A 21,484-nucleotide genomic window follows, 5' to 3' on the forward strand; every position below is an offset into this window, starting at 1 on the left:
GTGAGGGTCAGCAGCTCTTCGCCGCTGACCAGCGACACCGGGCAGCCGTGGGTGGTGGTGTGGGCGGCGGTGTCGGCGCTGTCGCCGTTGGGGTTGGTGGCTTGCTTCGGGGCGTCGTCGTGGGGTTCGTCTTTTTTTACGGTGGTATTGTTGCGAGCGCTCCAGCGCACTTGCATCCGGCCTTTTTTCAACCCTGCCGCGACACCCCGGGCAGCAATTTTTTTATAGCGGTCGACGTAGCCGATGAAAGTGCTGATGATCGAGAACATCGCCTCGACCAACCGCCCTACCGCACTGATCAACAGCGCGCCACGGCGTGCCAAACGCATCGTCAGATAAGCAACACCCGCCCCGGCAGCGGCAAAGGTCAGGACAACAGCGATCAAAATGTCGATCAGCAGTTCCACCACCCGCATCGACACGGCCTTGGCGGTTTCACCCGCAATCACGCTGGGTGGCAGCATTTCCAGCCAGAGACTGGCAGTGCGCAACAGCAGACATAGTGCCGCCTCGTCACTGGCCAGCAGCTGGATTTTCGCCATTGCCTCCGGTACTTTTAGCGCCAGGTCCATCAACTGGTCAGCGCTGCTACTCAGTCGATCAATAAACTTGCCTGGATCCTGCAGAATGTCCGACAGCAGATTGATGCTGTCCCATACGCCCTCGATCGCAGCCCAACTGCCGGCCAGCATCCCGTTACCCACCGCCAGTGAAGACGACTTCGACCATTGCGGCCTGAACTCCTCCCACTCACTTCGCAGCCACTTATCCAGTGCCTGCGTCAGCCCGTCATAGGATTGGAACAGCTCTGCCACCTCCTCCGGCGTGACCTCGCTCTGCACCCACACACGGTAGAACTTGCCCGCTTCGCCCCTGAACTGCCCCTTGCCGTTTTCATCCAGCGTGACCGGCGTCGACTGACCGCCATCTATCGCGATCACATCGACCTGAATGTTCCCCAGCGGAACGTCATACACCGACTCGAACTTGCTCTCGATCTGCAGGATCCCGCTCTTCGGGCACTGCGCCACAGTCGAGATAAAGTCGTCATCCGTGCTGCTGACAACCGTACGGGTGTTGCCCAGCGTGATCACCCGCTCCATGCCCATCAGTGAAGGCAGGTCAGCAGCGTGACTGAGCCTGTCGGCGGTCTGGTTGAACCAGCGCGAGAGCTGTTGGCGGTAGAGCGTCAGCGTGTTCTGAAAATGGTCGAGTTCCTGCTCGATCCGGGCGATGTGATCCATCCGCCCACCGACAGGTAAGGCGTTGGGGAAAACCGGGTCGGACATGGGCAATCTCTCGCACAGGAAATAGGGCGCGAGGGACTTTGCGGGGGATCAGTGAGGAAAGAAGTCAGGCGAGGAGGTGTTTCGTGTAGGGCGATTCGCTAAAACTTTTTCACCCAAAAAAAGTGGCGCAGAAGTCTCCTCCTGCGCCACTCGGTTGTGTCAGATAAATCGGCGTTATTGCGTGGAATCGCGGGAAGCCAATTCCTGAAGCTTGATCTGTGCCAGCGGATGCCCAGCCTTAGCGGCAATGCCCCAGAACCGCGCCGCTTCAGCCGGATCCGGCGCCTTGCTCGAGGTCCCGGCGAGGCTGATCACACCCACCTGATAAGCCGCTTTGCCATCACCGGCCAATGCCGCCAGGCGCAGCAAACGAACACCCTCTTCGCGTGCCCCCAGACCGACGCCACGAAAGGTCAGGATGTGGCCATAGAAACTCTGGGCGCCAACATCGCCCAGGTTCGCCATGCGGGCGAACTGGCCTTCAAGCCAGCTCCAGCCTCGGGGTTGGCGTACAAACCATGACCAATGAAACAACCGGCGTGCGAGCCAGTAACTGACCCTCGCCTTGAGTCGAAAAAACACTCAGGCCTCCGCCGATTCGGGGTACTCGTATTCGAACACCCGCACCACTTCCGAGGCATGCCAGGAAGCGGCAGCGACACCATCGGAGGGTCCGGAAAATCGCCCGAGACGCTCCACGCATTCAAAGAAACCCGTGCGTGGCAGGCGACTGGCACCCTGACTGATCACCAGCGAACTGCGCAAGGGTTGTTCGGCCTTGGCGTCAAGCGCCGCCAAATGTTCAAGCGCGGCGGTCAGGGTTTGCATGGCGGGCGTGGGGAGCTGCAAACGCTCCAGCAATGCCCGATAAGTCAGGAGGTGACGCTGACGGCGCGCCTGATCCAGCTCGCCCAGCAATCCGTCCCAATGTTGACGACTGATGCGTACGCTCACGATTCATCCCTCCACCCTGGCACCGTCAATTCCCAGGCCAGGCTGCGGCGAATCGCTGCGTCAGGCTGACGCTCGCCACTCTCGATCATGGCCAGATAAGACGGGCTGATGCCTACCGTGCGGGCGAGCGCCTCGATGGCGATGCCCTTCCCTTCGCGCAAACTGCGTAGTTGATCAAGACCTGGAAGAATCGGGTCCTGGGTTGCCGCAATCGGCGCTGGGGTCGGTTGCGACGGTGCTTCGTTGATGCCTGCTGCTTTCAGTAAAGCCTGATACTGAGCCCACGGCAGAACCGCGTATTCTGGTTCGCCTTCGCGTGTAATTATCTGAATATCCATGACTACCCCGTAGGACAACAACACTTAGCGAGTCGGCACTTTTCCCTAGAAGTGTAATCCTAACAGCGGCCAAGGTCGCGGGGGGTATCTATCTGTGGGTGAGACTTAATCGGCTCAACGTTTTTTCGGTCCCTGAAGCTGAAGTTGTTCAGGCGTATCGGGCAAGCGTTCGACCACGGCGAGCTTTTCGGGTACCTGACGTTTGCGCCAGGCGCGGAAGGCATTGAGTTCATCGTCGAGGACTTTCATCAACCAACCCAGCACAGCGATGTCATCGAGCATGCCGAACATGGGAAGGAAATCCGGAATGGCATCCAGCGGGCTGAGGAAGTACATCAGACCTGCCACAACCGAGATCACGGCCTTGGGACTGATCGCCCGATACTCACCGCGCCAGTACGCCAGGCAAAGGGCCTGCAACAGGCGCAAATCATCCTTGAGCTTGCCCAGTCGGTTACCCTGACTGGCACCTTTGCTTGCCACCGCGAACAACAAGGTCGGCAAGCGCCCACGTGCGAGCAGGCGTCCAGCCAACGGCAGGAAACGAGCAAAATTCCAAGGTGCTTTCATGAGTTCCTCCCGCGCAAATGTTATCCACACAAATTGTGGATAACCTTGTGAACAGAGCTGCTTTTCACGGCTGAAAGCCCCACTGCACAAGGGCTGAGCTTAGATCGGGCGTTTTTTACTCATCAAAAAAAACCCAATATTTCATTGACTTGGCGGTCTGGCGAGGTTAGCGCCGGTCCTACAATGGCTATGACTCCAGCCTGCATCATCTGTTCGTTTTGTTTACCCGTACCGGACGCCAGATGCAACAACGCCCCGCATAAGCGAGGCGTTGTTTTTGAAGCAGACGCTAATTACTTGGCGGCTTCTTCTTTCGCTGGATCTTTGATCGCCAGCAGTTCCAGGTCGAACACCAGCACCGAGTTGGCTGGAATCGCCGGGCTTGGGCTTTGCGCGCCGTAGGCCAGTTCGCTTGGAATGTACAACTTGTACTTCTCGCCGACGTGCATCAGTTGAAGGCCTTCGACCCAACCCGGAATCACACCGCTGACCGGCAGATCGATCGGGCTGCCGCGCTCGACGGAGCTGTCGAAAACGGTGCCATTGGTCAGCTTGCCGGTGTAGTGAACGGTCACTACGTCAGTCGGCTTGGGCTGAGCGCCATCGGCTTTCTTTTCCACTTCATACTGCAGGCCGGAAGCGGTGGTCACGACACCCGCTTTCTTACCGTTTTCCTCGAGGAACTTCTTGCCGGCAGCTGCCGACTCTTCGCTCATCTTGGCCATACGCTCTTCAGCACGCTTTTGCAGTGCAGCGAAGGCTTCAACCAGCTCTTCGTCTTTGAGCTTCTGCTCTTTCTTGCCGACGGCATCTTCGATGCCCTGGGCTACGGCTTTGGAATCCAGGTCATCCATGCCTTCCTGAGCCAGGCTCTTGCCCATGTTCAGGCCAATGCCGTAGGAAGCTTTTTGCGCCGGGGTTTTCAGCTCTACGCTGGTCTGCGAGTCGCAACCCGCAAGTACCAGGCTAACCAGGGCCACCGCCGCCGCCAACCGATGCTGTTTCATGCTATTTCCTTGTTCATTCGCCTAAAGGGCAATCGAGTAAAGCCGCGAGCTTATCAGGCGGCCACGACCAATGGCTACCGGCATGAGAGCCAGAGATTTCTGATAAGTTCAGGTGTTTAAACGCTTTTCGCAGTGTAGATGATGAAACTTCTGTCATCTCGTTCCCACACAAGCAAATTCTCCCCCCTCACATCTGGCGTAATGGCCACTTGCCGCCCACCTGGCGCTCAGGCATAACAGAGTTACAAATCGACAAGGAAGTTCATCTTGCGCCTCTTTCTCCGCTTGCTGGCTCTGATCGTTGCCCTGTTGTTAGTGGGCCTGGCCGTGGTCTTGTACTACGTCGTCAACCCGAAGCTGCCGTTCTGGACGCCCCCACAGCAGGTGCATTACCTGGAGCAATGGAGCGCCGCCGACCGCGAGACCTATTACTTCACGCCCCAAGGCACTCAGGTCAAAGGTCTGCGTTACGAGTGGTTCAAAGCGCTCGAATTGCCCCTCTCAAAACAACGCTTCGCCGCCCCCGAATACCTCGCGCGCTTCGGTTTCCTGATCGACCCTGACCAGAAACCCACACCTAAAAACCCCGACAAGCTGCCGGTGGGCTTCGCCCGGCATCAGAATCCCGGCAGCACGGATACATTTCTGGATATTACCTGCGCCGCCTGCCACACCGGTGAGCTGCGCTTCAAGGGTCAGGCCGTGCGCATCGATGGCGGATCGGCCCAGCATGTTTTGCCCTCCAGCGTTCCTACATTGAAAGGTGGCAGTTTCGGACAAGCCCTGGTGGCGAGTCTGTTCGTGACTTACTACAACCCGTGGAAATTCGAAGATTTCGCACGCGATGTCCTTGGTTCCGACTACGAAGCCCGACACGAAGAACTGCGCAAGGAGTTCAAGAAGTCCCTCGACACCTTCCTGAAAGTCGCCTGGAACGACACCCATCGCGGGCTCTACCCGACCGAGGAAGGCCCGGGACGTACCGACGCGTTCGGACGCATTGCCAACGCCAGTTTCGGTGACGCCATTTCCCCCGCCAACTATCGCGTGGCCAATGCCCCTGTCGACTATCCGCAACTGTGGGACATGTGGACCTTCGACTGGGTGCAATGGAATGGATCGGCGCAACAGCCCATGGCACGCAATATCGGCGAAGCCCTGGGCGTCGGCGCCACGCTGAGCTTTTTTGACAAAAACAGGCAGCCGCTGATGGGCGATGATCGTTATCCGTCCAGTGTCCGAGTGCGCGATCTGCATCTGATCGAAGAAACCCTGCAACGGTTGGAACCACCCGCCTGGCCGGAAGCACTGCTGGGGACAATCGATAAACCCCTGGCTGCCAAGGGCCGGGCACTGTTCGGCGAGAACTGCGCCGGCTGCCACGTACCGCGCGTTACCCAGGGCGAAGGACGATACGTGCAACACCTGAAAATGCTTCCGGTGGACTACATCGGCACCGATCCTGGCGCCGCCAACAACATCGCCGACCACCGCTTCGATCTGACGGCGTTGCAGTGGGATCAAAAAGAACTCGAACAGCTTGATGTTGACCCCAAGCCCACCGAACCGCTGGATTTGAGCCAGATGTCGGTGGCCAAAGGACTGGCTTATGTCACGGCCTTTGTCGAAAACCGGGCGTATCGCGACGCCGGCATCACCCCGGCCGAGCGACCGGAGATGGACGGCTTCGGCCTGCCGATCGGTGTCCGCGAGTTGCGCGCCTACAAGGCTCGCCCCTTGGCCGGTGTATGGGCGACAGCTCCGTTTCTACACAACGGTTCGGTGCCAAGCATCTATCAACTGCTCTCGCCGCAGGATGAGCGCGCGACGACGTTCTATAAAGGCACCTTCGAATACGACCCGAAACACCTGGGTTATCGCACCGAAGCCTTTACCAATGGCTTTGTGTTCGACACGCGCATCACCGGCAATCACAACAGCGGCCACGAATTCCGCTCCGGAAAACTCGGCAACGGCGTGATTGGCCGCCTGCTGCAGCCGCAGGAGCGCTGGGCACTGCTGGAGTATCTGAAAGTCTTGGGCGGGCCATTGGAGTCGCAACTGCCATGATCAAAAGGAATGCCCCATGCTGAAGACTCTCTGGCTGCGCCTGGGCGCTTTTCTTGGCAAGACGCTGCTATGGCTGTTGGGCCTTGGGCTGCTCGGCTGGGCGCTGGCCACCGCGTGGTTCGCCTGGCAACACCGCGGACCGGTATCAGCGCAAGAACTGATCCCGGACGGTGAAGCGGCAATGACTCAGGAGATCATCCAGACTGCCGTGCGCATCGTCGACCAGCACCGTGAAAGCACCCGTTATTTACGCGATGCTCATGCCAAGGCCCACGGTTGCGTGAAGGCTGAAGTCCAGGTGTTGCCGGATCTGGCGGACAACCTTCGCCAGGGTGTTTTCAGTGAGCCCGGTAAAACCTGGCAAGCGACCCTGCGCCTGTCCAATGGCAATGCCTATCCACAGTTCGACAGCATCCGCGATGCCCGGGGCATGGCGATCAAACTGCTCGATGTCCCCGGCAAACAGCTGCTGAGCGATCAGCAACAACGAGGCGAACAGGACTTCGTGATGTTCAGCCATCCGAATTTCTTCGTCAGCGATGTTGCCGAGTATCGTCAGAATGTCGCTGCTCAGGCGGATGGCAAAAAGATGATGGCGTTCTTTCCGGGCTGGGACCCACGTTCGTGGCAGGTTCGCCATTTGTTCATCGCCCTGGCAACGCTGTCCCCCGCCCCACCCAGCCCAACCCAGACCACCTATTTTTCGGTTTCACCCTACAAATTCGGTGAGGCCAATGCCAAGTTTCGCGTGATGCCCGACCCTGAAAGCTGCCCCGGCTACACCTTGCCGGCACAAAATCAGAAGCTGCCGAACTTCCTGCGCAGCGCATTGAATCAGCAGTTATCCACAGATCGGGTGCCTGCGTGCTTCGTGTTGCAGATCCAGCGCCAGGACGCGAACAAGTACATGCCGATCGAAGACACGAGCATCGAGTGGCGCGAAAGCGATTCTCCCTTCCAGACCGTGGCGCGGATCACCGTACCCGCGCAGGACTTCGACACGCCGGCGCTGAACCTGCGATGCGATAACCAGTCGTTCAATCCATGGTTTGGCCTTGAGGCACACCGCCCCATCGGCGGCATCAACCGGTTGCGCAAAGCCGTTTACGAGGCCGTCAGCGATTACCGACACGCTCGCAATGCCGGGCAATAAACCCACTGAAACGAAAAAAGCGACCCAAAGGTCGCTTTCTCATTGAGGCCGGCATGGAAAGCCAAACCCCGGACAGCAAAAAGCCCGCATCAAGCGGGCTTTTTGTGTGGTGACCTGGCGTTCAGTGTTCCATGTTACCGAATATGGCGCAGCGGACGGGACTCGAACCCGCGACCCCCGGCGTGACAGGCCGGTATTCTAACCGACTGAACTACCGCTGCGCGTAGCGTTGAAAGTGGTGGGTGATGACGGGATCGAACCGCCGACATTCTGCTTGTAAGGCAGACGCTCTCCCAGCTGAGCTAATCACCCTTTACCTTCGTTGCGGGGCGCATTGTGCCACAAATTTTCATAAAGTGTTGATTTAATTGATAATTTTTTCAAAAAAATCTGAAAACCGGTGAAACGACGCGTCCTGCAGAAACAACCATCAAACTGCAGACAGAAAAAAACCCGCATCAGCGGGCTTTTCCGTGGTGACCTGGCGTTCAGTGTTCCAGGTTACCGAATATGGCGCAGCGGACGGGACTCGAACCCGCGACCCCCGGCGTGACAGGCCGGTATTCTAACCGACTGAACTACCGCTGCGCGTAACACTGAAAACGAATGGTGGGTGATGACGGGATCGAACCGCCGACATTCTGCTTGTAAGGCAGACGCTCTCCCAGCTGAGCTAATCACCCTTCGCTTCGGTGTGGCGCGCATTCTACGGAGCGACCCTACCTCTGGCAAGCACTTTTTTAATTAATTTTTTCATGCCTTCCAAAGGCTTAGAGAAGGGTTGGCCTATGGCACACGGAGGACAATAATGCCCGCCTTTGTATATAAGGAGAGACTCACCCCATGTGGTTCAAAAACCTGCTTATCTATCGCCTGACCCAAGATCTGCCTGTTGATGCCGAGGCGTTGGAAACTGCACTGGCCACCAAACTGGCGCGCCCATGTGCAAGCCAGGAGTTGACCACCTACGGTTTCGTCGCACCGTTCGGCAAGGGCGAAGATGCACCGCTGGTACACGTCAGCGGCGACTTCCTGCTGATCAGCGCGCGCAAGGAAGAACGCATTTTGCCGGGTAGCGTCGTGCGTGACGCAGTGAAGGAAAAGGTCGAAGAGATCGAAGCCGAGCAAATGCGCAAGGTCTATAAAAAGGAACGCGACCAGATCAAGGATGAAATCATCCAGGCGTTCCTGCCGCGCGCCTTTATCCGTCGCTCGTCGACCTTCGCCGCCATCGCGCCGAAACAGGGCCTGATCCTGGTCAACTCGGCCAGCCCGAAACGCGCCGAAGATTTGCTGTCCACCTTGCGAGAAGTGATCGGTACGCTGCCGGTGCGTCCGCTGACCGTGAAGATGTCGCCGACTGCCACCATGACCGAGTGGGTCACCACCCAGAAAGCCGCGGAGGATTTCTTCGTACTGGACGAGTGCGAACTGCGCGACACCCACGAAGACGGCGGCATCGTGCGCTGCAAGCGTCAGGATCTGACCAGCGAAGAAATCCAGCTGCACCTGAGCACCGGCAAAGTGGTCACTCAGCTGTCGCTGGCCTGGCAGGACAAGCTCTCCTTCGTCCTCGACGACAAAATGGTGGTCAAGCGCCTGAAATTCGAAGACCTGCTGCAAGATCAGGCGGAACAGGACGGTGGCGACGAAGCCCTCGGCCAACTGGATGCCAGCTTCACCCTGATGATGCTGACCTTCGGCGACTTCCTGCCGGCGCTGGTTGAGGCGTTGGGTGGGGAAGAGACACCGCAGGGCATCTGATTGCCTTGATCCTTGGCGTTTGAAAAAGATCGCAGCCTGCGGCAGCTCCTACATAAGGATTCGCATTTCTCTGTAGGAGCTGTCGCAGGCTGCGATCTTTTTTGTAAGCAGCGTATGCTTAGCTCCCTAACGCTTTTCATATAACAAGGATCAAGCCATGCGTGCATTGGCAGCACTGAGCCGTTTTGTCGGCAACACTTTCGCTTACTGGGTTCTGATTTTCGCCGTCGTGGCGTTCCTGCAACCGGCATGGTTCATCGGCCTCAAAAGCGCCATCGTGCCGTTGTTAGGGCTGGTGATGTTTGGCATGGGCCTGACCCTCAAGCTCGAAGACTTCGCCGAAGTCGCTCGCCATCCGTGGCGCGTGGCATTGGGTGTGGTGGCGCATTTCGTGATCATGCCCGGTGTGGCGTGGTTGCTCTGCCAGGCTTTCCATTTGCCACCTGAGATTGCCGTCGGTGTGATTCTGGTCGGTTGCTGCCCAAGCGGCACTTCGTCGAATGTGATGACCTGGCTGGCACGCGGCGACTTGGCACTGTCGGTGGCCATCGCCGCCGTCACCACCCTCCTCGCCCCGCTGTTGACCCCGGCACTGATCTGGCTTCTGGCTTCGGCCTGGCTGCCGGTCTCGTTCATGGAGTTGTTCTGGTCGATCCTGCAAGTGGTGTTGCTACCGATCGTGCTGGGCGTCGTGGCTCAGCGCCTGCTCGGTGAGCGTGTTCGCCACGCTGTTGATGTACTGCCGCTGGTGTCGGTGGTGAGCATCGTGATCATCGTCACCGCCGTAGTGGCTGCCAGCCAGGCGAAAATTGCCGAATCCGGTTTGCTGATCATGGCCGTGGTCATGCTGCATAACAGCTTCGGTTACCTGCTGGGTTACTTCACCGGGCGCCTGTTCAAGCTGCCATTGGCCCAGCGTAAATCCCTGGCCCTGGAAGTCGGCATGCAGAACTCCGGGCTGGGTGCCGCGCTGGCCAGTGCACACTTTTCGCCACTGGCGGCGGTGCCTAGCGCGTTGTTCAGCGTCTGGCACAACATTTCCGGAGCGCTGCTGTCGACGTACTTCCGTCGCATGAGCGAGAAACAGGACCGGGAAATCGCTGCGCAGCACGCCACCGACTGAATCCGAAACTTGATCCCCGGATTAATGCTGGGCACTATATTGCGCAACGCGGGGACGACCTCGCGGCTCGATCGAGTCATTAATCTGGGGACGACCCCGTCAATCGATGGAGGTCTCTCATGTCCTGGATCATTCTGTTTTTCGCCGGCCTGTTCGAAGTCGGCTGGGCCGTCGGCCTGAAGTACACCGACGGTTTCACCCGTCCGCTCCCCACCGCCCTCACGGTTGCGGCCATGGCTGTCAGCCTTGGCCTGCTGGGCCTTGCCATGAAGGAATTGCCACTGGGCACGGCCTATGCGATCTGGACAGGGGTGGGTGCCGTGGGGACGGTGATTGCCGGGATCATTCTGTTTGGCGAATCGATGGCGCTGGTGCGGCTGGCCAGTGTGGCGTTGATCGTGACCGGGTTGGTTGGGCTCAAGGTCAGCGCTTAAGCGACTACCGCTTTCGCGAGCAGGCTCGCTCCCACAAGGGGTTGGGGTGTATCAGCAGTTTTCAACACACCACCGAACCCTGTGGGAGCGAGCCTGCTCGCGAAGAGGCCCACCCATTCACCGACTATCTGACAGTCCCACGCAAATCCCCCACCAACGCCTGCAACCTCGCAGGCTCCGCCACCTCGACCGCCACCGCCGGCCCCGCCACCAACGTCACCCGCGACCACAACCGGCGAAACAGTCCCTTGCCCGGATCACGACTGAAGAAACTCCCCCACAGCCCCTGCAAGGCCAACGGAATCACCGGCACCGGCGTCTCTTCGAGAATCCGCGTCAACCCGCCCTTGAACTCGTTGATCTCACCATCGGCGGTCAATTTGCCCTCCGGGAAAATGCACACCAACTCACCGTCCTTCAGATACCGGGCAATGCGCGTGAAAGCTTGTTCGTAGATCTGGATATCTTCCTGACGTCCCGCAATCGGAATCGTCCCGGCCGTGCGGAAGATAAAGTTCAGCACTGGCAGGTTGTAGATCTTGTAGTACATCACAAAGCGAATCGGCCGACGCACCGCACCGCCAATCAACAAGGCATCGACAAACGACACGTGGTTGCACACCAGCAGTGCCGCGCCTTCATCGGGAATCAGGTCCAGGTTGCGATGCTCCACGCGATACATGGAATGGCTGAGCAGCCAGATCATGAAACGCATGGTGAACTCGGGGACGATCTTGAAGATGTAAGCGTTGACGCCGATGTTCAGCAACGACACCACCAGGAACAACTGCGGGATCGACAGCTTGGCCATGCTGAGCAGGATGATCGAGACGATCGCCGACACCACCATGAACAGCGCATTGAGAATGTTGTTGGCGGCAATCACCCGCGCCCGTTCGTTTTCGACGGTGCGCGACTGGATCAGCGCGTACAGCGGCACGATGTAGAAACCACCGAAAACCCCCAGGCCGAGGATGTCGATCAACACCAGCCAGGTGTGGCCAAACCCGAGTATCTCGATCCAGCCATGCCCCGCAGCGCTGTCCGGAATGCCCCCGGAATGCCACCACAGCAAAAGCCCGAACACGGTCAGGCCAAAGGAACCGAATGGCACCAGGCCGATTTCGACTTTGCGCCCGGAGAGTTTCTCGCAGAGCATCGAACCCACCGCAATACCGACCGAGAACACCGTCAGAATCAACGTCACCACGGTTTCGTCGCCGTGCATCCATTCCTTGGCATACGCCGGGATCTGCGTCAGATAAATCGCCCCGACAAACCAGAACCATGAGTTGCCGACAATCGAGCGCGACACCGCCGGGGTTTGGCCCAGGCCCAACTTCAGCGTGGCCCAGGACTGGCTGAAAATGTTCCAGTTCAGACGCATTTGCGGCGAAGCCGCCGCCGCCCGAGGAATACCGCGACTGGCCAGGTAACCGAGCACGGCGATACCGATAATCGCGGTGGAGACGACCGGTGCGTAGTGAGTGGACGACATCATGATCCCGGCACCGATGGTCCCGGCGAGAATCGCCAGGAAGGTGCCCATTTCCACCAGGCCGTTGCCGCCGACCAACTCGTCTTCACGCAGGGCCTGGGGCAGGATCGAGTATTTCACCGGCCCGAACAGCGCCGAGTGCGTACCCATGGCGAACAGCGCCACCAGCATCAGCGACAGGTGATCAAACATGAAGCCGATCGCGCCGACCGCCATGATGGCGATTTCCCCCAGCTTGATCAGACGGATCAACGCGTCCTTGGCGAATTTTTCCCCGAACTGGCCCGCCAGGGCCGAGAACAGAAAGAACGGCAGGATGAACAACAGCGCGCACAGGTTGACCCAGATCGAACGGTCACCTTCGATCGTCAACTTGTACAGAATGGCGAGGATCAACGACTGCTTGAAGATGTTGTCGTTGAACGCCCCGAGAGACTGTGTCACGAAAAACGGCAGGAAGCGCCGGGTGCGCAGCAAGGTGAATTGCGAGGGGTGACTCATCTTCCATGTGTCCCTGATTTTAGAGTGAGGCCTGGATACAGTGATTGGAATGCCGTACGTCGATCCAGGCCACACATTACCTAAAATCCGCCGGTCATTTCTTCAATCCTGCAATGCACGGCGAGACAAACAGCTCACCCCGCCACGCGCCCTGCACGGTGCGCTTGCCGACAATCAGCCACATCACGGCCAACAACGACACCAATACACAGCCGAAGACACTGAAAAACGCCAGGTGCAACGTGCTGGCCAGTTTCAGCGTTGCCAGAGAATAGACGCCCAACGGGAAGGTGAACCCCCACCAGCCGAGATTGAAAGGAATGCCGGCGCGCAGATAGCGCAAGGTGATCAGCACCGCCATCAGCATCCACCACAACCCGAAGCCCCACAACGTGATGCCGGCGACCAGCCCCAGGCCCGCAGCAATTTCACCCATGCCCGGCAAACCGTTGGCGGCGAATATCGCGGGAGCATCGGCCCCCAGCAGCAACATACCCAACGCTCCGGTGCCAATCGGACCGAGCGCCAGCCAGCTCGAAGCAGCCATGTTTTCGTGGGGCAGTTTATGCAGCGCCATGCGCAGCAGCAGAATGGTCAGGATGCTGAACGCCACCGGCAGGGAAAATGCCCAGAGCACGTAGCTGGTAACCAGCATTACCAGTTGCGCATGGGCATCGGCCAGGTGCGGCGCCAGCAGGCCACCGCTGGCAGCCGCGACTTCCGCCGCCACGACCGGCAACAACCAAACGGCCGTCATCTGGTCGATGCTGTGTTCCTGGCGGGTGAACATCATGTAGGGAATCAGCACCCCGCACGCCAGTGACATCGCCACGTCCAGCCACCACAAGGCTTCGGCCAACTGAATCACGCCATCCCCCCAGCGCGGCAGGCCGAACACAAGGAAGCCGTTGATGATGGTCGCCAGGCCCATGGGGATCGTGCCGAAGAACATCGAAACCGTGGAATGACCGAATATCCGTCGCGCCTCATCGAAAAACAGCACCCAACGTGCCGCGTACAACGCGGTGAACAACAGAAACAGCACGATATTCAGTTGCCACAGGGCCTCGGCAATGGCGTGCACAACGGGATTGGCCAAGGGCAACTGCGCCAATGCCAGTGCCAGTACACCGGTGCCCATGGTGGCTGCGAACCAATTGGGCGTGAATTGGCGGATGACCTCACGCGGGTGCTGCAAATGGCGGAAAGGTTTGATACCGGGTTTGGCGATGTTGGGGCATGTCATGGCGAACTCCTGTCCTCTGGTGAGGTAGAGCCCATCATAGATCCAGATCGAATATCGATATAACGGGTAATATCTCTAACTGTTATCTACTTTGTAGATATAAATATTAGTCCATATCCGTGAATAGCTGCGCCAACCAGTCGATGAAGACCCGCACGCGATTGCTCAAGTGACGGTTGGGTGGGTACAGGACATGAAACGGGTAACGCGCCGGTTGCCAGTCCTGAAGAATCGGCACCAGATCGCCGCGCTCGATGTGGGCCTTCACGGTGTAGGTAAAGGTGTGAATCACCCCGAGGCCTGCCAGTCCCGCCGCCAGGTGTGCATTGCTTTCGTTGACACTGATGATGCCACGCCCCTGGACCTCGATTTTCTCGCCATTGCGCTCGAACCGCGCCGGCATCACCCGCCCGGTGCGGGCCGAGTGATAGCTGATCATGCGGTGATGTTTGTCCAGTTCCCGAGGGTCGCTCGGAATCCCGAAACGCGCCAGATAGGCCGGGGTGGCGCAAGTAGTCCAGGACGACAGGCCCAACGGACGCGCTGCCAGTGACAACTCGACCAAAGGACCGCCGCGAATCACACAATCGACATTTTCGCTGATCAGGTCCACCGGACGATCGCTGACGCCCAGATCGATCTGGATGTCCGGGTAACGCTCATGAAAATCCGGAAGCGCCGGAATGATCAGGATACTGGCCACCGAGCCCCCCACATCGACGCGAATCCGCCCCCGGGGCCGCCCTTGAGCGGCGGCAAAACTGTTATCCAGATCCTCCAGCTCGACCAGCAGTTGCAGGGCGCGCTCGTAGTAGGCCATACCATCGGCCGTGACCGTCAGCCGGCGGGTGGTGCGTTGCAACAGGCGCACACCAAGGTGCTCCTCCAGTTCGGCCACCAGTTTGCTGACCGAGGTTTTCGGCAAATTCAGGGAATCGGCGGCGCGGGTAAAGGACCCTGCCTGTACGACACGGACGAAGACACGCATGGCCAGCAACTGATTCATCGCGAATCCTCAGTGGAAGTGCCCTGAGTATTGTCCACAACCATGTACAAACAAACCTGATTCAGGTGATTTTTCAGCCGAATCTGCCGGCATAGAGTGAGGTCAATGGCGCACATCAGGGCCAAGTAACTCCTCACGACTATCGGAGATTCACCGCATGAGCAGCACTCTCAAAGGCAAAGTTGCACTGATCACCGGCGGCACCACCGGCATTGGCCTGGCCTCGGCCCAAGCCTTCGTCGACCAGGGCGCGACGGTGTTCATCACCGGGCGCCGCCAGGCTGAACTGGATGCCGCGGTCAACAGCATCGGCCAGAACGCCACCGGCATTCAGGGCGACGTGTCGAACCTGGCTGACCTTGACCGGATTTTCGATGTGATCAAGGCCAAGGCCGGCTATCTGGACATCGTCTTCGCCAACGCCGGTGGCGGAGACATGCTGCCGCTGGGCGCGATCACCGAAGAACACTTCGACCGGATTTTCGGCATCAACGTCAAAGGCCTGTTGTTCACCGTGCAGAAGTCGCTGCCACTGCTCAAGGATGGCGGCTCGGTGATCCTCACCGCCTCCACTACCGCAAGCCAGGGCACGGAAAACTTCAGTGTCTACAGTGCCAGCAAGGCGGCGGTGCGTAACTTTGCCCGCTCATGGTTGCTTGACCTGAAGGCACGCAAGATTCGCGTGAATGTGATCAGCCCCGGGCCGATTCACACCCCCGGCCTGAGCGACCTGGCGCCACAAGACCAACAGCAAGGCCTGCTCGATCATTTGGCCAGCCAGGTGCCGATGGGTCGCCTCGGGACGCCATCGGAAGTGGGCAAGGCCGCAGTGTTCCTGGCCTCGGATGACAGCAGCTTCATCAATGGAATCGAGCTGTTTGTGGACGGCGGGTTCGCGCAGATCTGATCCCGGGAAAAGCGGCGCCTTTCAAGGCGCCGCTTTTTTATGACTGGCCCGTAGCGCTGCAAGCACTGACCGTGCGCTGGCGCAGCATCGCGAACAAGGCACTGAGCGACAGGATGATCAGCACCGCGCAATAGCCATCGGTGGTGTTGACCAGGCCAAAGACGCGCGTGAGGTTGCCGGCCAGCAACGACGGCAGGCAAAACGCCAGATAACTGAGCACGTAGTACGCTGACATCAATCCGGCCCGCTCATGAGGTAACGCCAGCGGAACCAGGGTGCGTACCGTACCAAGGAAACCGGCGCCGAAGCCGCAACCGGCGATGAGTGTGCCAATGAAAAACAATGCAAGACTGGCGCTGTGTACGCCGATCAAAATCAGGATGACACCCAGCGGCAACGAGCTGGCGCCCAGCCGCAGGCCCAGGGTCGCCGGCCGATTGCGCAGGGTGAAAATCATCAGGGCGCCGGTCATGGTCAACGTCGCCACGGTCGATCCGCCGATCAGATTCGACGTCGAGCCTGTCGCCGATCGCACCAACGAGGGTGCGAGAGAGGCGAAGAAACCGCCGAGCGCCCAGGTCGCCGTGTTGAGCGGCAGCAACCGCCACAAAGTCGAACGCGCCTGGACCGGCACATGCAGGGTCGGCCGCAATGAAGACCACGCGCCGGGCTGTGGCGAAACGCTTTCCGGCAAACGCCAGACGTACAGGGCCTGCATCACAAACAGGACCAGCAACAGCCAGTAGGTCAGGTGCAACGGTGCCGGTGCGAACTCAGCCAGCAGACCGCAACCCAATCCACCCAACGCCATGCCCATCAAAGGAGCCACGCTATTGACCAGCGGCCCCTGCTGGCGGTCGGTGTCCAGCAGTGTCGCACTCAATACAGCGGTCGCCATGCCGGTGGCAAAGCCTTGCAGCACCCGGGCGCTGATCAGCCAGGCAACACTGTCGGCGTAGATAAACAGCAGCATCGCCACGCTATTGAGCAGCACCGCTGTGAATATCACGGGCTTGCGCCCCAGATAATCAGAAAGCGAACCGACCGTCAGCAGCGCCACCAGCAGACTGAGGGCATACACGCCGAAAATCAGGGTCAGCACGGCCGCCGAGAAATGCAGTTGCTCCTGGTACAAGTGATACAACGGCGTCGGCGCCGTGGAAGCCGCGAGAAAACTGAGTAAGGTGATTGCCAGAAACCACAGGCTGGCACGGTTCGAATGAGGCATCGACATGGGCACGCTCCGCAAAAGCTAATTTTTTGCTTTTGCGGAGTGTGCTACCGGTTTGCGCTTAAAGCAAATTCTTTGTGTTAAGGTCCGATTCATGGCATTTCAGGACCGGAGCTGGCTCCGGTGCAACACAGGAAACACAGGATGACCGCCCCCACATTACGACCCGGTGGCCGCAGCGCCCGGGTGCAGGAATCGATTCATACCGCCGTGCGCGAACTCCTCGAAGAACAGGAACGCGCCACTGTGACGGTGCCGCAGATCGCCGCGCGCGCGGGCGTGACGCCCTCGACTATCTATCGGCGCTGGGGTGATTTGTCGGCATTGCTGGCGGACGTTGCGCTCGCCCGCCTGCAACCGGAAACCGAATCGGCCAAGACCGGCAGCCTGCAAGGCGATGTACGGGCGTGGGCGGAGCAGTATCTGGACGAGATGAGTTCCGCGCCCGGCCGCAACATGCTTCGCGACGTGCAAGCGAGTCTCAAGCCGAGCTATTGCGCAACGATCATTGGCGGGCAACTGCAGGTCATCCTGGATCGATACCCGGATGAGCCCAAACCCAGTGTCGATCGACTGATCAACGTGGTCGCTGCGCCTATCGTGTTCCGCATTCTGTTTTCCGAGGCGCCGATGGACGTCGAGGAATTGCATCGGTTGATCGAGATTGCGCTCAATCAGTGATATCGCTATTCGCGAGCAGGCTCGCTCCCACACTTGACCGGGATCACTGTGGGAGCGAGCCTGCTCGCGAATAGGCCCGCATAAACACTGGAAATCCAACTGACACTCCCACCTGCGACACCCCGCCACGTCACGACCTTGGTCGACACTGACTAACCCCTGCCATCGTGCGAGACTGTCTGTCCGGGCGGGAAGCCCGGGTGTCTTTGGTTGCCGGGAGTTCCCATGTCGCTGTCCAGCGGGCTGATTGCCGCCGTCGCCCTGGCCTATATGGCCATCATGTTCGCCATCGCCTTTTACGGTGACCGGCGCAGCGCGCCTTTGCCGCCGCGGGTGCGTGCCTGGGTGTACAGCCTGTCGCTGGCCGTCTATTGCACAAGCTGGACCTTCTTCGGCGCGGTGGGCCAGGCGGCCGAACAACTCTGGTCGTTCCTGCCGATTTACCTCGGGCCGATCCTGCTGCTGATCGGTGCGCCGTGGGTCTTGCAAAAAATGGTGATGATCAGCAAACAGGAGAACATCACCTCCATCGCCGACTTCATCGCCGCACGCTATGGCAAATCCCAGTCGCTGGCGGTGGTGGTGGCGCTGATCTGCCTGGTGGGCGTATTGCCCTACATCGCCTTGCAACTCAAGGGCATCGTCCTCGGGGTGAACCTGTTGATCGGTGCAGGCGCCGACGCCATGGGGGTTCGTGCGCAGGACACGGCACTGGTGGTGTCACTGGTGCTGGCGTTGTTCACCATTGTCTTCGGGACCCGCAACCTCGACGCCACGGAACACCACCGGGGCATGGTGCTGGCGATTGCGTTCGAGTCGCTGGTGAAGCTGTTCGCGTTTCTGGCGGTGGGTGCCTATGTGACCTTCGGCTTGTATGACGGTTTTGATGACCTGTTCGACCAGGCCATGCTCGCGCCTCGCCTGGAGGAATACTGGAAGGAAACCATCAACTGGCCCTCGATGGTGGTGCAGACCGGGGTGGCGATGATGGCGATCATCTGCCTGCCGCGACAGTTCCACGTCACCGTGGTGGAAAACATCGATCCTCAGGACTTGCGTCTGGCCAAGTGGGTGTTTCCTGCCTACCTCGCCCTGGCGGCCTTGTTCGTCGTCCCCATCGCGTTGGCGGGTCAGATGATGCTGCCCAGCTCAGTACTGCCGGATTCCTTCGTCATCAGCCTGCCGCTGGCCCAGGCCCACCCGGCCCTGGCATTGCTGGCCTTTATCGGCGGTGCTTCAGCGGCCACCGGCATGGTGATCGTGGCCAGTGTCGCGCTGTCGACCATGGTCTCCAACGACATGCTGTTGCCCTGGCTGCTGCGCCGCAACAACGCCGAGCGCCCGTTCGAAGTGTTCCGCCAGTGGATGTTGTCGGTGCGCCGCGTAAGCATCGTGGTGATTCTACTGCTGGCCTACGTCAGCTACCGCCTGCTGGGCTCGACCGCTAGCCTGGCAACCATCGGCCAGATCGCCTTCGCCGCCGTGACCCAACTGGCGCCGGCCATGCTCGGTGCGCTGTACTGGAAACAGGCCAACCGGCGCGGCGTATTCGCCGGTCTCGCCGCTGGCACGTTCCTCTGGTTCTACACCCTGATCCTGCCGATCGCCGCCCATAGCCTGGGCGTTTCACTGAACAGCTTCCCGGGCCTGGCCTGGCTGCACAGCAACCCATTGAACCTGCCGATCACTCCGCTGACCCAGGGCGTTGTGCTGTCCCTCGCCGGTAACTTCACGCTATTCGCCTGGGTCTCGGTGCTGTCGCGTACACGGGTGTCGGAACACTGGCAGGCCGGCCGCTTCATCGGCCAGGAAATCAGCGCTCGCCCCAGCGCGCGTTCGATGCTGGCGGTGCAGATCGACGATCTGCTGCAATTGGCAGCACGTTTTGTCGGCGAGGAGCGCGCCCGCCAGAGCTTTATCCGCTTTGCCTATCGCCAGGGCAAAGGCTTCAACCCGAACCAGAACGCCGACGGTGAATGGATCGCCCATACCGAACGTTTGCTGGCCGGTGTCCTGGGTGCCTCATCGACCCGTGCGGTGGTAAAAGCCGCCATCGAAGGTCGGGAGATGCAGCTGGAGGACGTCGTGCGAATCGCCGACGAAGCGTCAGAGGTGCTGCAATTCAATCGTGCGCTGCTGCAGGGGGCGATCGAGAACATTACCCAGGGCATCAGCGTGGTTGACCAGTCGCTGAAGCTGGTGGCCTGGAACCGCCGCTACCTGGAGCTGTTCAACTATCCGGACGGTTTGATCAGCGTCGGCCGGCCGATTGCCGACATCATTCGCCATAACGCCGAGCGCGGCCTGTGCGGTCCCGGCGAAGCCGAAGTGCACGTCGCCCGCCGTCTGCACTGGATGCGTCAGGGTCGCGCCCATACTTCAGAGCGATTGTTTCCCAATGGCCGGGTGATCGAACTGATCGGCAACCCGATGCCCGGCGGCGGTTTCGTCATGAGCTTCACCGACATCACCCCATTCCGCGAAGCCGAACAGGCGCTGACCGAAGCCAACGAAAGCCTCGAACAGCGAGTGGCCGAACGCACCCACGAACTGTCGCAGCTTAACGTGGCCCTGACGGAAGCCAAGGGCACCGCCGAGGCGGCCAACCAGTCGAAAACACGTTTCCTGGCAGCGGTGAGCCATGACTTGATGCAGCCTTTGAACGCTGCGCGACTGTTCTCTGCCGCCCTGACCCATCAGGAGGATGGCTTGTCCGGCGAGGCGCAAAAACTGGTGCAGCATCTGGACAGCTCACTGCGCTCAGCCGAAGACTTGATCAGTGATTTGCTGGACATTTCCCGCCTGGAAAACGGCAAGATCAATCCTGATGCCAAGCCATTCGCGCTCAATGAACTGTTCGATACCCTCGGCGCCGAATTCAAGGCGTTGGCCCGGGAGCAAGGATTGGAGTTCCGGGTGCGAGGCAGCACGCTGCGCATCGAAAGCGACATCAAACTGTTGCGCCGCATCCTGCAGAACTTCCTGACCAACGCCTTCCGCTATGCCAAGGGCCCGGTATTACTGGGTGTTCGCCGTCGCAAGGGCGAGCTGTGCCTGGAGGTCTGGGACCGCGGACCGGGCATTCCGGAAGACAAGCAGCAGGTGATCTTCGAAGAATTCAAACGCCTCGACAGTCATCAGACCCGCGCCGAAAAAGGCCTGGGGCTGGGCCTGGCGATTGCCGACGGGTTGTGCCGCGTACTGGGCCATACCCTGCGCGTACGTTCGTGGCCGGGGCGTGGCAGTGTGTTCAGCGTCAGCGTACCGCTGGCACGGGCGCAAGCGGCGTTGCCGGCCAAGGCGGCTGAACTCAACGGCAAATTGCTCGGCGGTGCGCAGGTGCTGTGCATCGACAACGAAGACAGCATCCTGATTGGCATGAACAGTCTGCTGACCCGGTGGGGTTGCCAGGTCTGGACCGCACGCAACCGCGATGAGTGCGCGGCGCTGCTCGGCGACGGCGTACGGCCACAATTGGCGCTGGTGGATTACCACTTGGACGATGGCGAAACGGGGACCGAGTTGATGGCCTGGCTGCGTACCCGATTGGGCGAGCCGGTGCCGGGCGTGGTGATCAGCGCCGACGGTCGACCGGAGACGATGGCCCAGGTGCATGCGGCGGGGCTGGACTATCTGGCCAAACCGGTGAAGCCGGCGGCGTTGCGGGCGTTGTTGAGTCGGCATTTGCCGTTGTAGGGTTTACGGTGCGGTG

17 protein-coding genes, 4 tRNA genes and 1 pseudogene are annotated in these 21,484 nt (G+C 59.7%); 8 read left to right on the top strand and 14 right to left on the bottom strand.

Annotation, left to right across the window (positions count from 1 at the left end):
* The 6 genes and pseudogenes from HNQ83_RS12925 to HNQ83_RS12950 all read right to left on the bottom strand — a co-directional run.
* Window positions 1-1,244 (bottom strand): annotated as a pseudogene (locus HNQ83_RS12925) (type IV secretion protein Rhs); the annotation flags it as partial.
* A 219-nt stretch (window positions 1,245-1,463) separates the two neighbouring features.
* On the bottom strand, window positions 1,464-1,871 hold the full coding sequence (locus HNQ83_RS12930; RefSeq protein ID WP_175389324.1) for a sel1 repeat family protein: 408 nt from the start codon (window positions 1,869-1,871) through the stop codon (window positions 1,464-1,466).
* Entirely contained in the window at window positions 1,872-2,243 is a 372-nt protein-coding gene (locus tag HNQ83_RS12935) for a hypothetical protein (protein ID WP_003223109.1), read from the bottom strand.
* Complete coding sequence (locus tag HNQ83_RS12940; protein ID WP_175389325.1) at window positions 2,240-2,581, bottom strand: helix-turn-helix domain-containing protein; 342 nt, start codon at window positions 2,579-2,581, stop codon at window positions 2,240-2,242. Before HNQ83_RS12940 ends, HNQ83_RS12935 begins: the two co-directional genes overlap by 4 nt.
* 114 nt (window positions 2,582-2,695) lie before the next feature.
* On the bottom strand, window positions 2,696-3,151 hold the full coding sequence (locus tag HNQ83_RS12945) for a YkvA family protein (protein WP_175389326.1): 456 nt from the start codon (window positions 3,149-3,151) through the stop codon (window positions 2,696-2,698).
* Between the two features lie 293 nt (window positions 3,152-3,444).
* A complete protein-coding gene (locus HNQ83_RS12950) occupies window positions 3,445-4,158 on the bottom strand; it encodes an FKBP-type peptidyl-prolyl cis-trans isomerase (RefSeq protein WP_175389327.1) in 714 nt (237 codons plus the stop codon).
* Window positions 4,159-4,425: 267 nt separating this feature from the next.
* Here HNQ83_RS12950 and HNQ83_RS12955 point away from each other — a divergent pair, with 267 nt between their 5' ends.
* Together HNQ83_RS12955 and HNQ83_RS12960 are read left to right on the top strand one after the other, a co-directional pair.
* Window positions 4,426-6,228, top strand: a complete 1,803-nt coding sequence (locus HNQ83_RS12955; RefSeq protein ID WP_175389328.1) for a di-heme-cytochrome C peroxidase — start codon at window positions 4,426-4,428, stop codon at window positions 6,226-6,228.
* Between the two features lie 16 nt (window positions 6,229-6,244).
* Window positions 6,245-7,381, top strand: coding sequence for a catalase family protein (locus HNQ83_RS12960; RefSeq protein WP_175389329.1), 1,137 nt, complete (start codon window positions 6,245-6,247; stop codon window positions 7,379-7,381).
* A gap of 144 nt (window positions 7,382-7,525) precedes the next feature.
* On the opposite strand, the gene HNQ83_RS12965 is transcribed toward HNQ83_RS12960, so the two are convergent.
* The 4 genes from HNQ83_RS12965 to HNQ83_RS12980 form a co-directional block, all read right to left on the bottom strand.
* Window positions 7,526-7,602 (bottom strand) — tRNA-Asp (locus tag HNQ83_RS12965).
* Window positions 7,603-7,617: 15 nt separating this feature from the next.
* Window positions 7,618-7,693 (bottom strand) — tRNA-Val (locus HNQ83_RS12970).
* 199 nt (window positions 7,694-7,892) lie between these two features.
* Window positions 7,893-7,969: transfer RNA gene (locus tag HNQ83_RS12975), tRNA-Asp, on the bottom strand.
* Between the two features lie 19 nt (window positions 7,970-7,988).
* Window positions 7,989-8,064: transfer RNA gene (locus HNQ83_RS12980), tRNA-Val, on the bottom strand.
* A gap of 160 nt (window positions 8,065-8,224) precedes the next feature.
* Between HNQ83_RS12980 and rdgC the strand changes: the two genes are divergently transcribed.
* The 3 genes from rdgC (at window position 8,225) to sugE (ending at window position 10,702) form a co-directional block, all read left to right on the top strand.
* Window positions 8,225-9,145 (top strand): recombination-associated protein RdgC, encoded by a 921-nt coding sequence (gene rdgC, locus HNQ83_RS12985; RefSeq protein WP_175389330.1) that lies wholly within the window; start codon window positions 8,225-8,227, stop codon window positions 9,143-9,145.
* A 157-nt stretch (window positions 9,146-9,302) separates the two neighbouring features.
* Window positions 9,303-10,268 carry a bile acid:sodium symporter family protein gene (locus HNQ83_RS12990; RefSeq protein WP_175389331.1) on the top strand — a complete coding sequence of 322 codons (966 nt, stop codon included), beginning with the start codon at window positions 9,303-9,305 and terminating at the stop codon, window positions 10,266-10,268.
* Between the two features lie 119 nt (window positions 10,269-10,387).
* Window positions 10,388-10,702, top strand: coding sequence for a quaternary ammonium compound efflux SMR transporter SugE (sugE, locus tag HNQ83_RS12995; RefSeq protein WP_095195608.1), 315 nt, complete (start codon window positions 10,388-10,390; stop codon window positions 10,700-10,702).
* Between the two features lie 124 nt (window positions 10,703-10,826).
* On the opposite strand, the gene HNQ83_RS13000 is transcribed toward sugE, so the two are convergent.
* The 3 genes from HNQ83_RS13000 to HNQ83_RS13010 form a co-directional block, all read right to left on the bottom strand.
* On the bottom strand, window positions 10,827-12,701 hold the full coding sequence (locus HNQ83_RS13000; protein WP_175389332.1) for an MFS transporter: 1,875 nt from the start codon (window positions 12,699-12,701) through the stop codon (window positions 10,827-10,829).
* Between the two features lie 94 nt (window positions 12,702-12,795).
* Complete coding sequence (locus tag HNQ83_RS13005; protein ID WP_175389333.1) at window positions 12,796-13,947, bottom strand: TDT family transporter; 1,152 nt, start codon at window positions 13,945-13,947, stop codon at window positions 12,796-12,798.
* A 106-nt stretch (window positions 13,948-14,053) separates the two neighbouring features.
* Complete coding sequence (locus tag HNQ83_RS13010; protein WP_175389334.1) at window positions 14,054-14,953, bottom strand: LysR family transcriptional regulator; 900 nt, start codon at window positions 14,951-14,953, stop codon at window positions 14,054-14,056.
* 157 nt (window positions 14,954-15,110) lie between these two features.
* Between HNQ83_RS13010 and HNQ83_RS13015 the strand changes: the two genes are divergently transcribed.
* Complete coding sequence (locus tag HNQ83_RS13015; RefSeq protein WP_175389335.1) at window positions 15,111-15,860, top strand: SDR family NAD(P)-dependent oxidoreductase; 750 nt, start codon at window positions 15,111-15,113, stop codon at window positions 15,858-15,860.
* A gap of 37 nt (window positions 15,861-15,897) precedes the next feature.
* Here the strand turns inward: HNQ83_RS13015 and HNQ83_RS13020 are convergent, their stop codons facing one another.
* Entirely contained in the window at window positions 15,898-17,094 is a 1,197-nt protein-coding gene (locus tag HNQ83_RS13020) for an MFS transporter (protein ID WP_175389336.1), read from the bottom strand.
* Between the two features lie 141 nt (window positions 17,095-17,235).
* On the opposite strand from HNQ83_RS13020, the gene HNQ83_RS13025 reads away from it, so the two are divergent.
* Window positions 17,236-17,772: a TetR/AcrR family transcriptional regulator gene (locus tag HNQ83_RS13025; protein ID WP_175389337.1), complete on the top strand. Its 537-nt coding sequence runs from the start codon at window positions 17,236-17,238 to the stop codon at window positions 17,770-17,772.
* 225 nt (window positions 17,773-17,997) lie between these two features.
* Window positions 17,998-21,468 (top strand): hybrid sensor histidine kinase/response regulator, encoded by a 3,471-nt coding sequence (locus tag HNQ83_RS13030; RefSeq protein ID WP_175389338.1) that lies wholly within the window; start codon window positions 17,998-18,000, stop codon window positions 21,466-21,468.
* Window positions 21,469-21,484 lie beyond the last annotated feature (16 nt).

It is taken from the genome of Pseudomonas sp. C2B4 (assembly GCF_013359695.1).
Classification (GTDB): Bacteria; Pseudomonadota; Gammaproteobacteria; order Pseudomonadales; family Pseudomonadaceae; genus Aquipseudomonas.

Excerpts from the sequence above, each read along its gene's own strand:
- HNQ83_RS12940 (WP_175389325.1), bottom strand. The coding sequence starts at position 2,581 with ATGGATATTCAGATAATTACACGCGAAGGCGAACCAGAATACGCGGTT.
- HNQ83_RS12945 (WP_175389326.1), bottom strand. The coding sequence starts at position 3,151 with ATGAAAGCACCTTGGAATTTTGCTCGTTTCCTGCCGTTGGCTGGACGC.
- HNQ83_RS12950 (WP_175389327.1), bottom strand. The coding sequence starts at position 4,158 with ATGAAACAGCATCGGTTGGCGGCGGCGGTGGCCCTGGTTAGCCTGGTA.
- HNQ83_RS12960 (WP_175389329.1), top strand. The coding sequence starts at position 6,245 with ATGCTGAAGACTCTCTGGCTGCGCCTGGGCGCTTTTCTTGGCAAGACG.
- rdgC (WP_175389330.1), top strand. The coding sequence starts at position 8,225 with ATGTGGTTCAAAAACCTGCTTATCTATCGCCTGACCCAAGATCTGCCT.
- HNQ83_RS12990 (WP_175389331.1), top strand. The coding sequence starts at position 9,303 with ATGCGTGCATTGGCAGCACTGAGCCGTTTTGTCGGCAACACTTTCGCT.
- sugE (WP_095195608.1), top strand. The coding sequence starts at position 10,388 with ATGTCCTGGATCATTCTGTTTTTCGCCGGCCTGTTCGAAGTCGGCTGG.
- HNQ83_RS13000 (WP_175389332.1), bottom strand. The coding sequence starts at position 12,701 with ATGAGTCACCCCTCGCAATTCACCTTGCTGCGCACCCGGCGCTTCCTG.
- HNQ83_RS13005 (WP_175389333.1), bottom strand. The coding sequence starts at position 13,947 with ATGACATGCCCCAACATCGCCAAACCCGGTATCAAACCTTTCCGCCAT.
- HNQ83_RS13010 (WP_175389334.1), bottom strand. The coding sequence starts at position 14,953 with ATGAATCAGTTGCTGGCCATGCGTGTCTTCGTCCGTGTCGTACAGGCA.
- HNQ83_RS13015 (WP_175389335.1), top strand. The coding sequence starts at position 15,111 with ATGAGCAGCACTCTCAAAGGCAAAGTTGCACTGATCACCGGCGGCACC.
- HNQ83_RS13020 (WP_175389336.1), bottom strand. The coding sequence starts at position 17,094 with ATGTCGATGCCTCATTCGAACCGTGCCAGCCTGTGGTTTCTGGCAATC.
- HNQ83_RS13025 (WP_175389337.1), top strand. The coding sequence starts at position 17,236 with ATGACCGCCCCCACATTACGACCCGGTGGCCGCAGCGCCCGGGTGCAG.
- HNQ83_RS13030 (WP_175389338.1), top strand. The coding sequence starts at position 17,998 with ATGTCGCTGTCCAGCGGGCTGATTGCCGCCGTCGCCCTGGCCTATATG.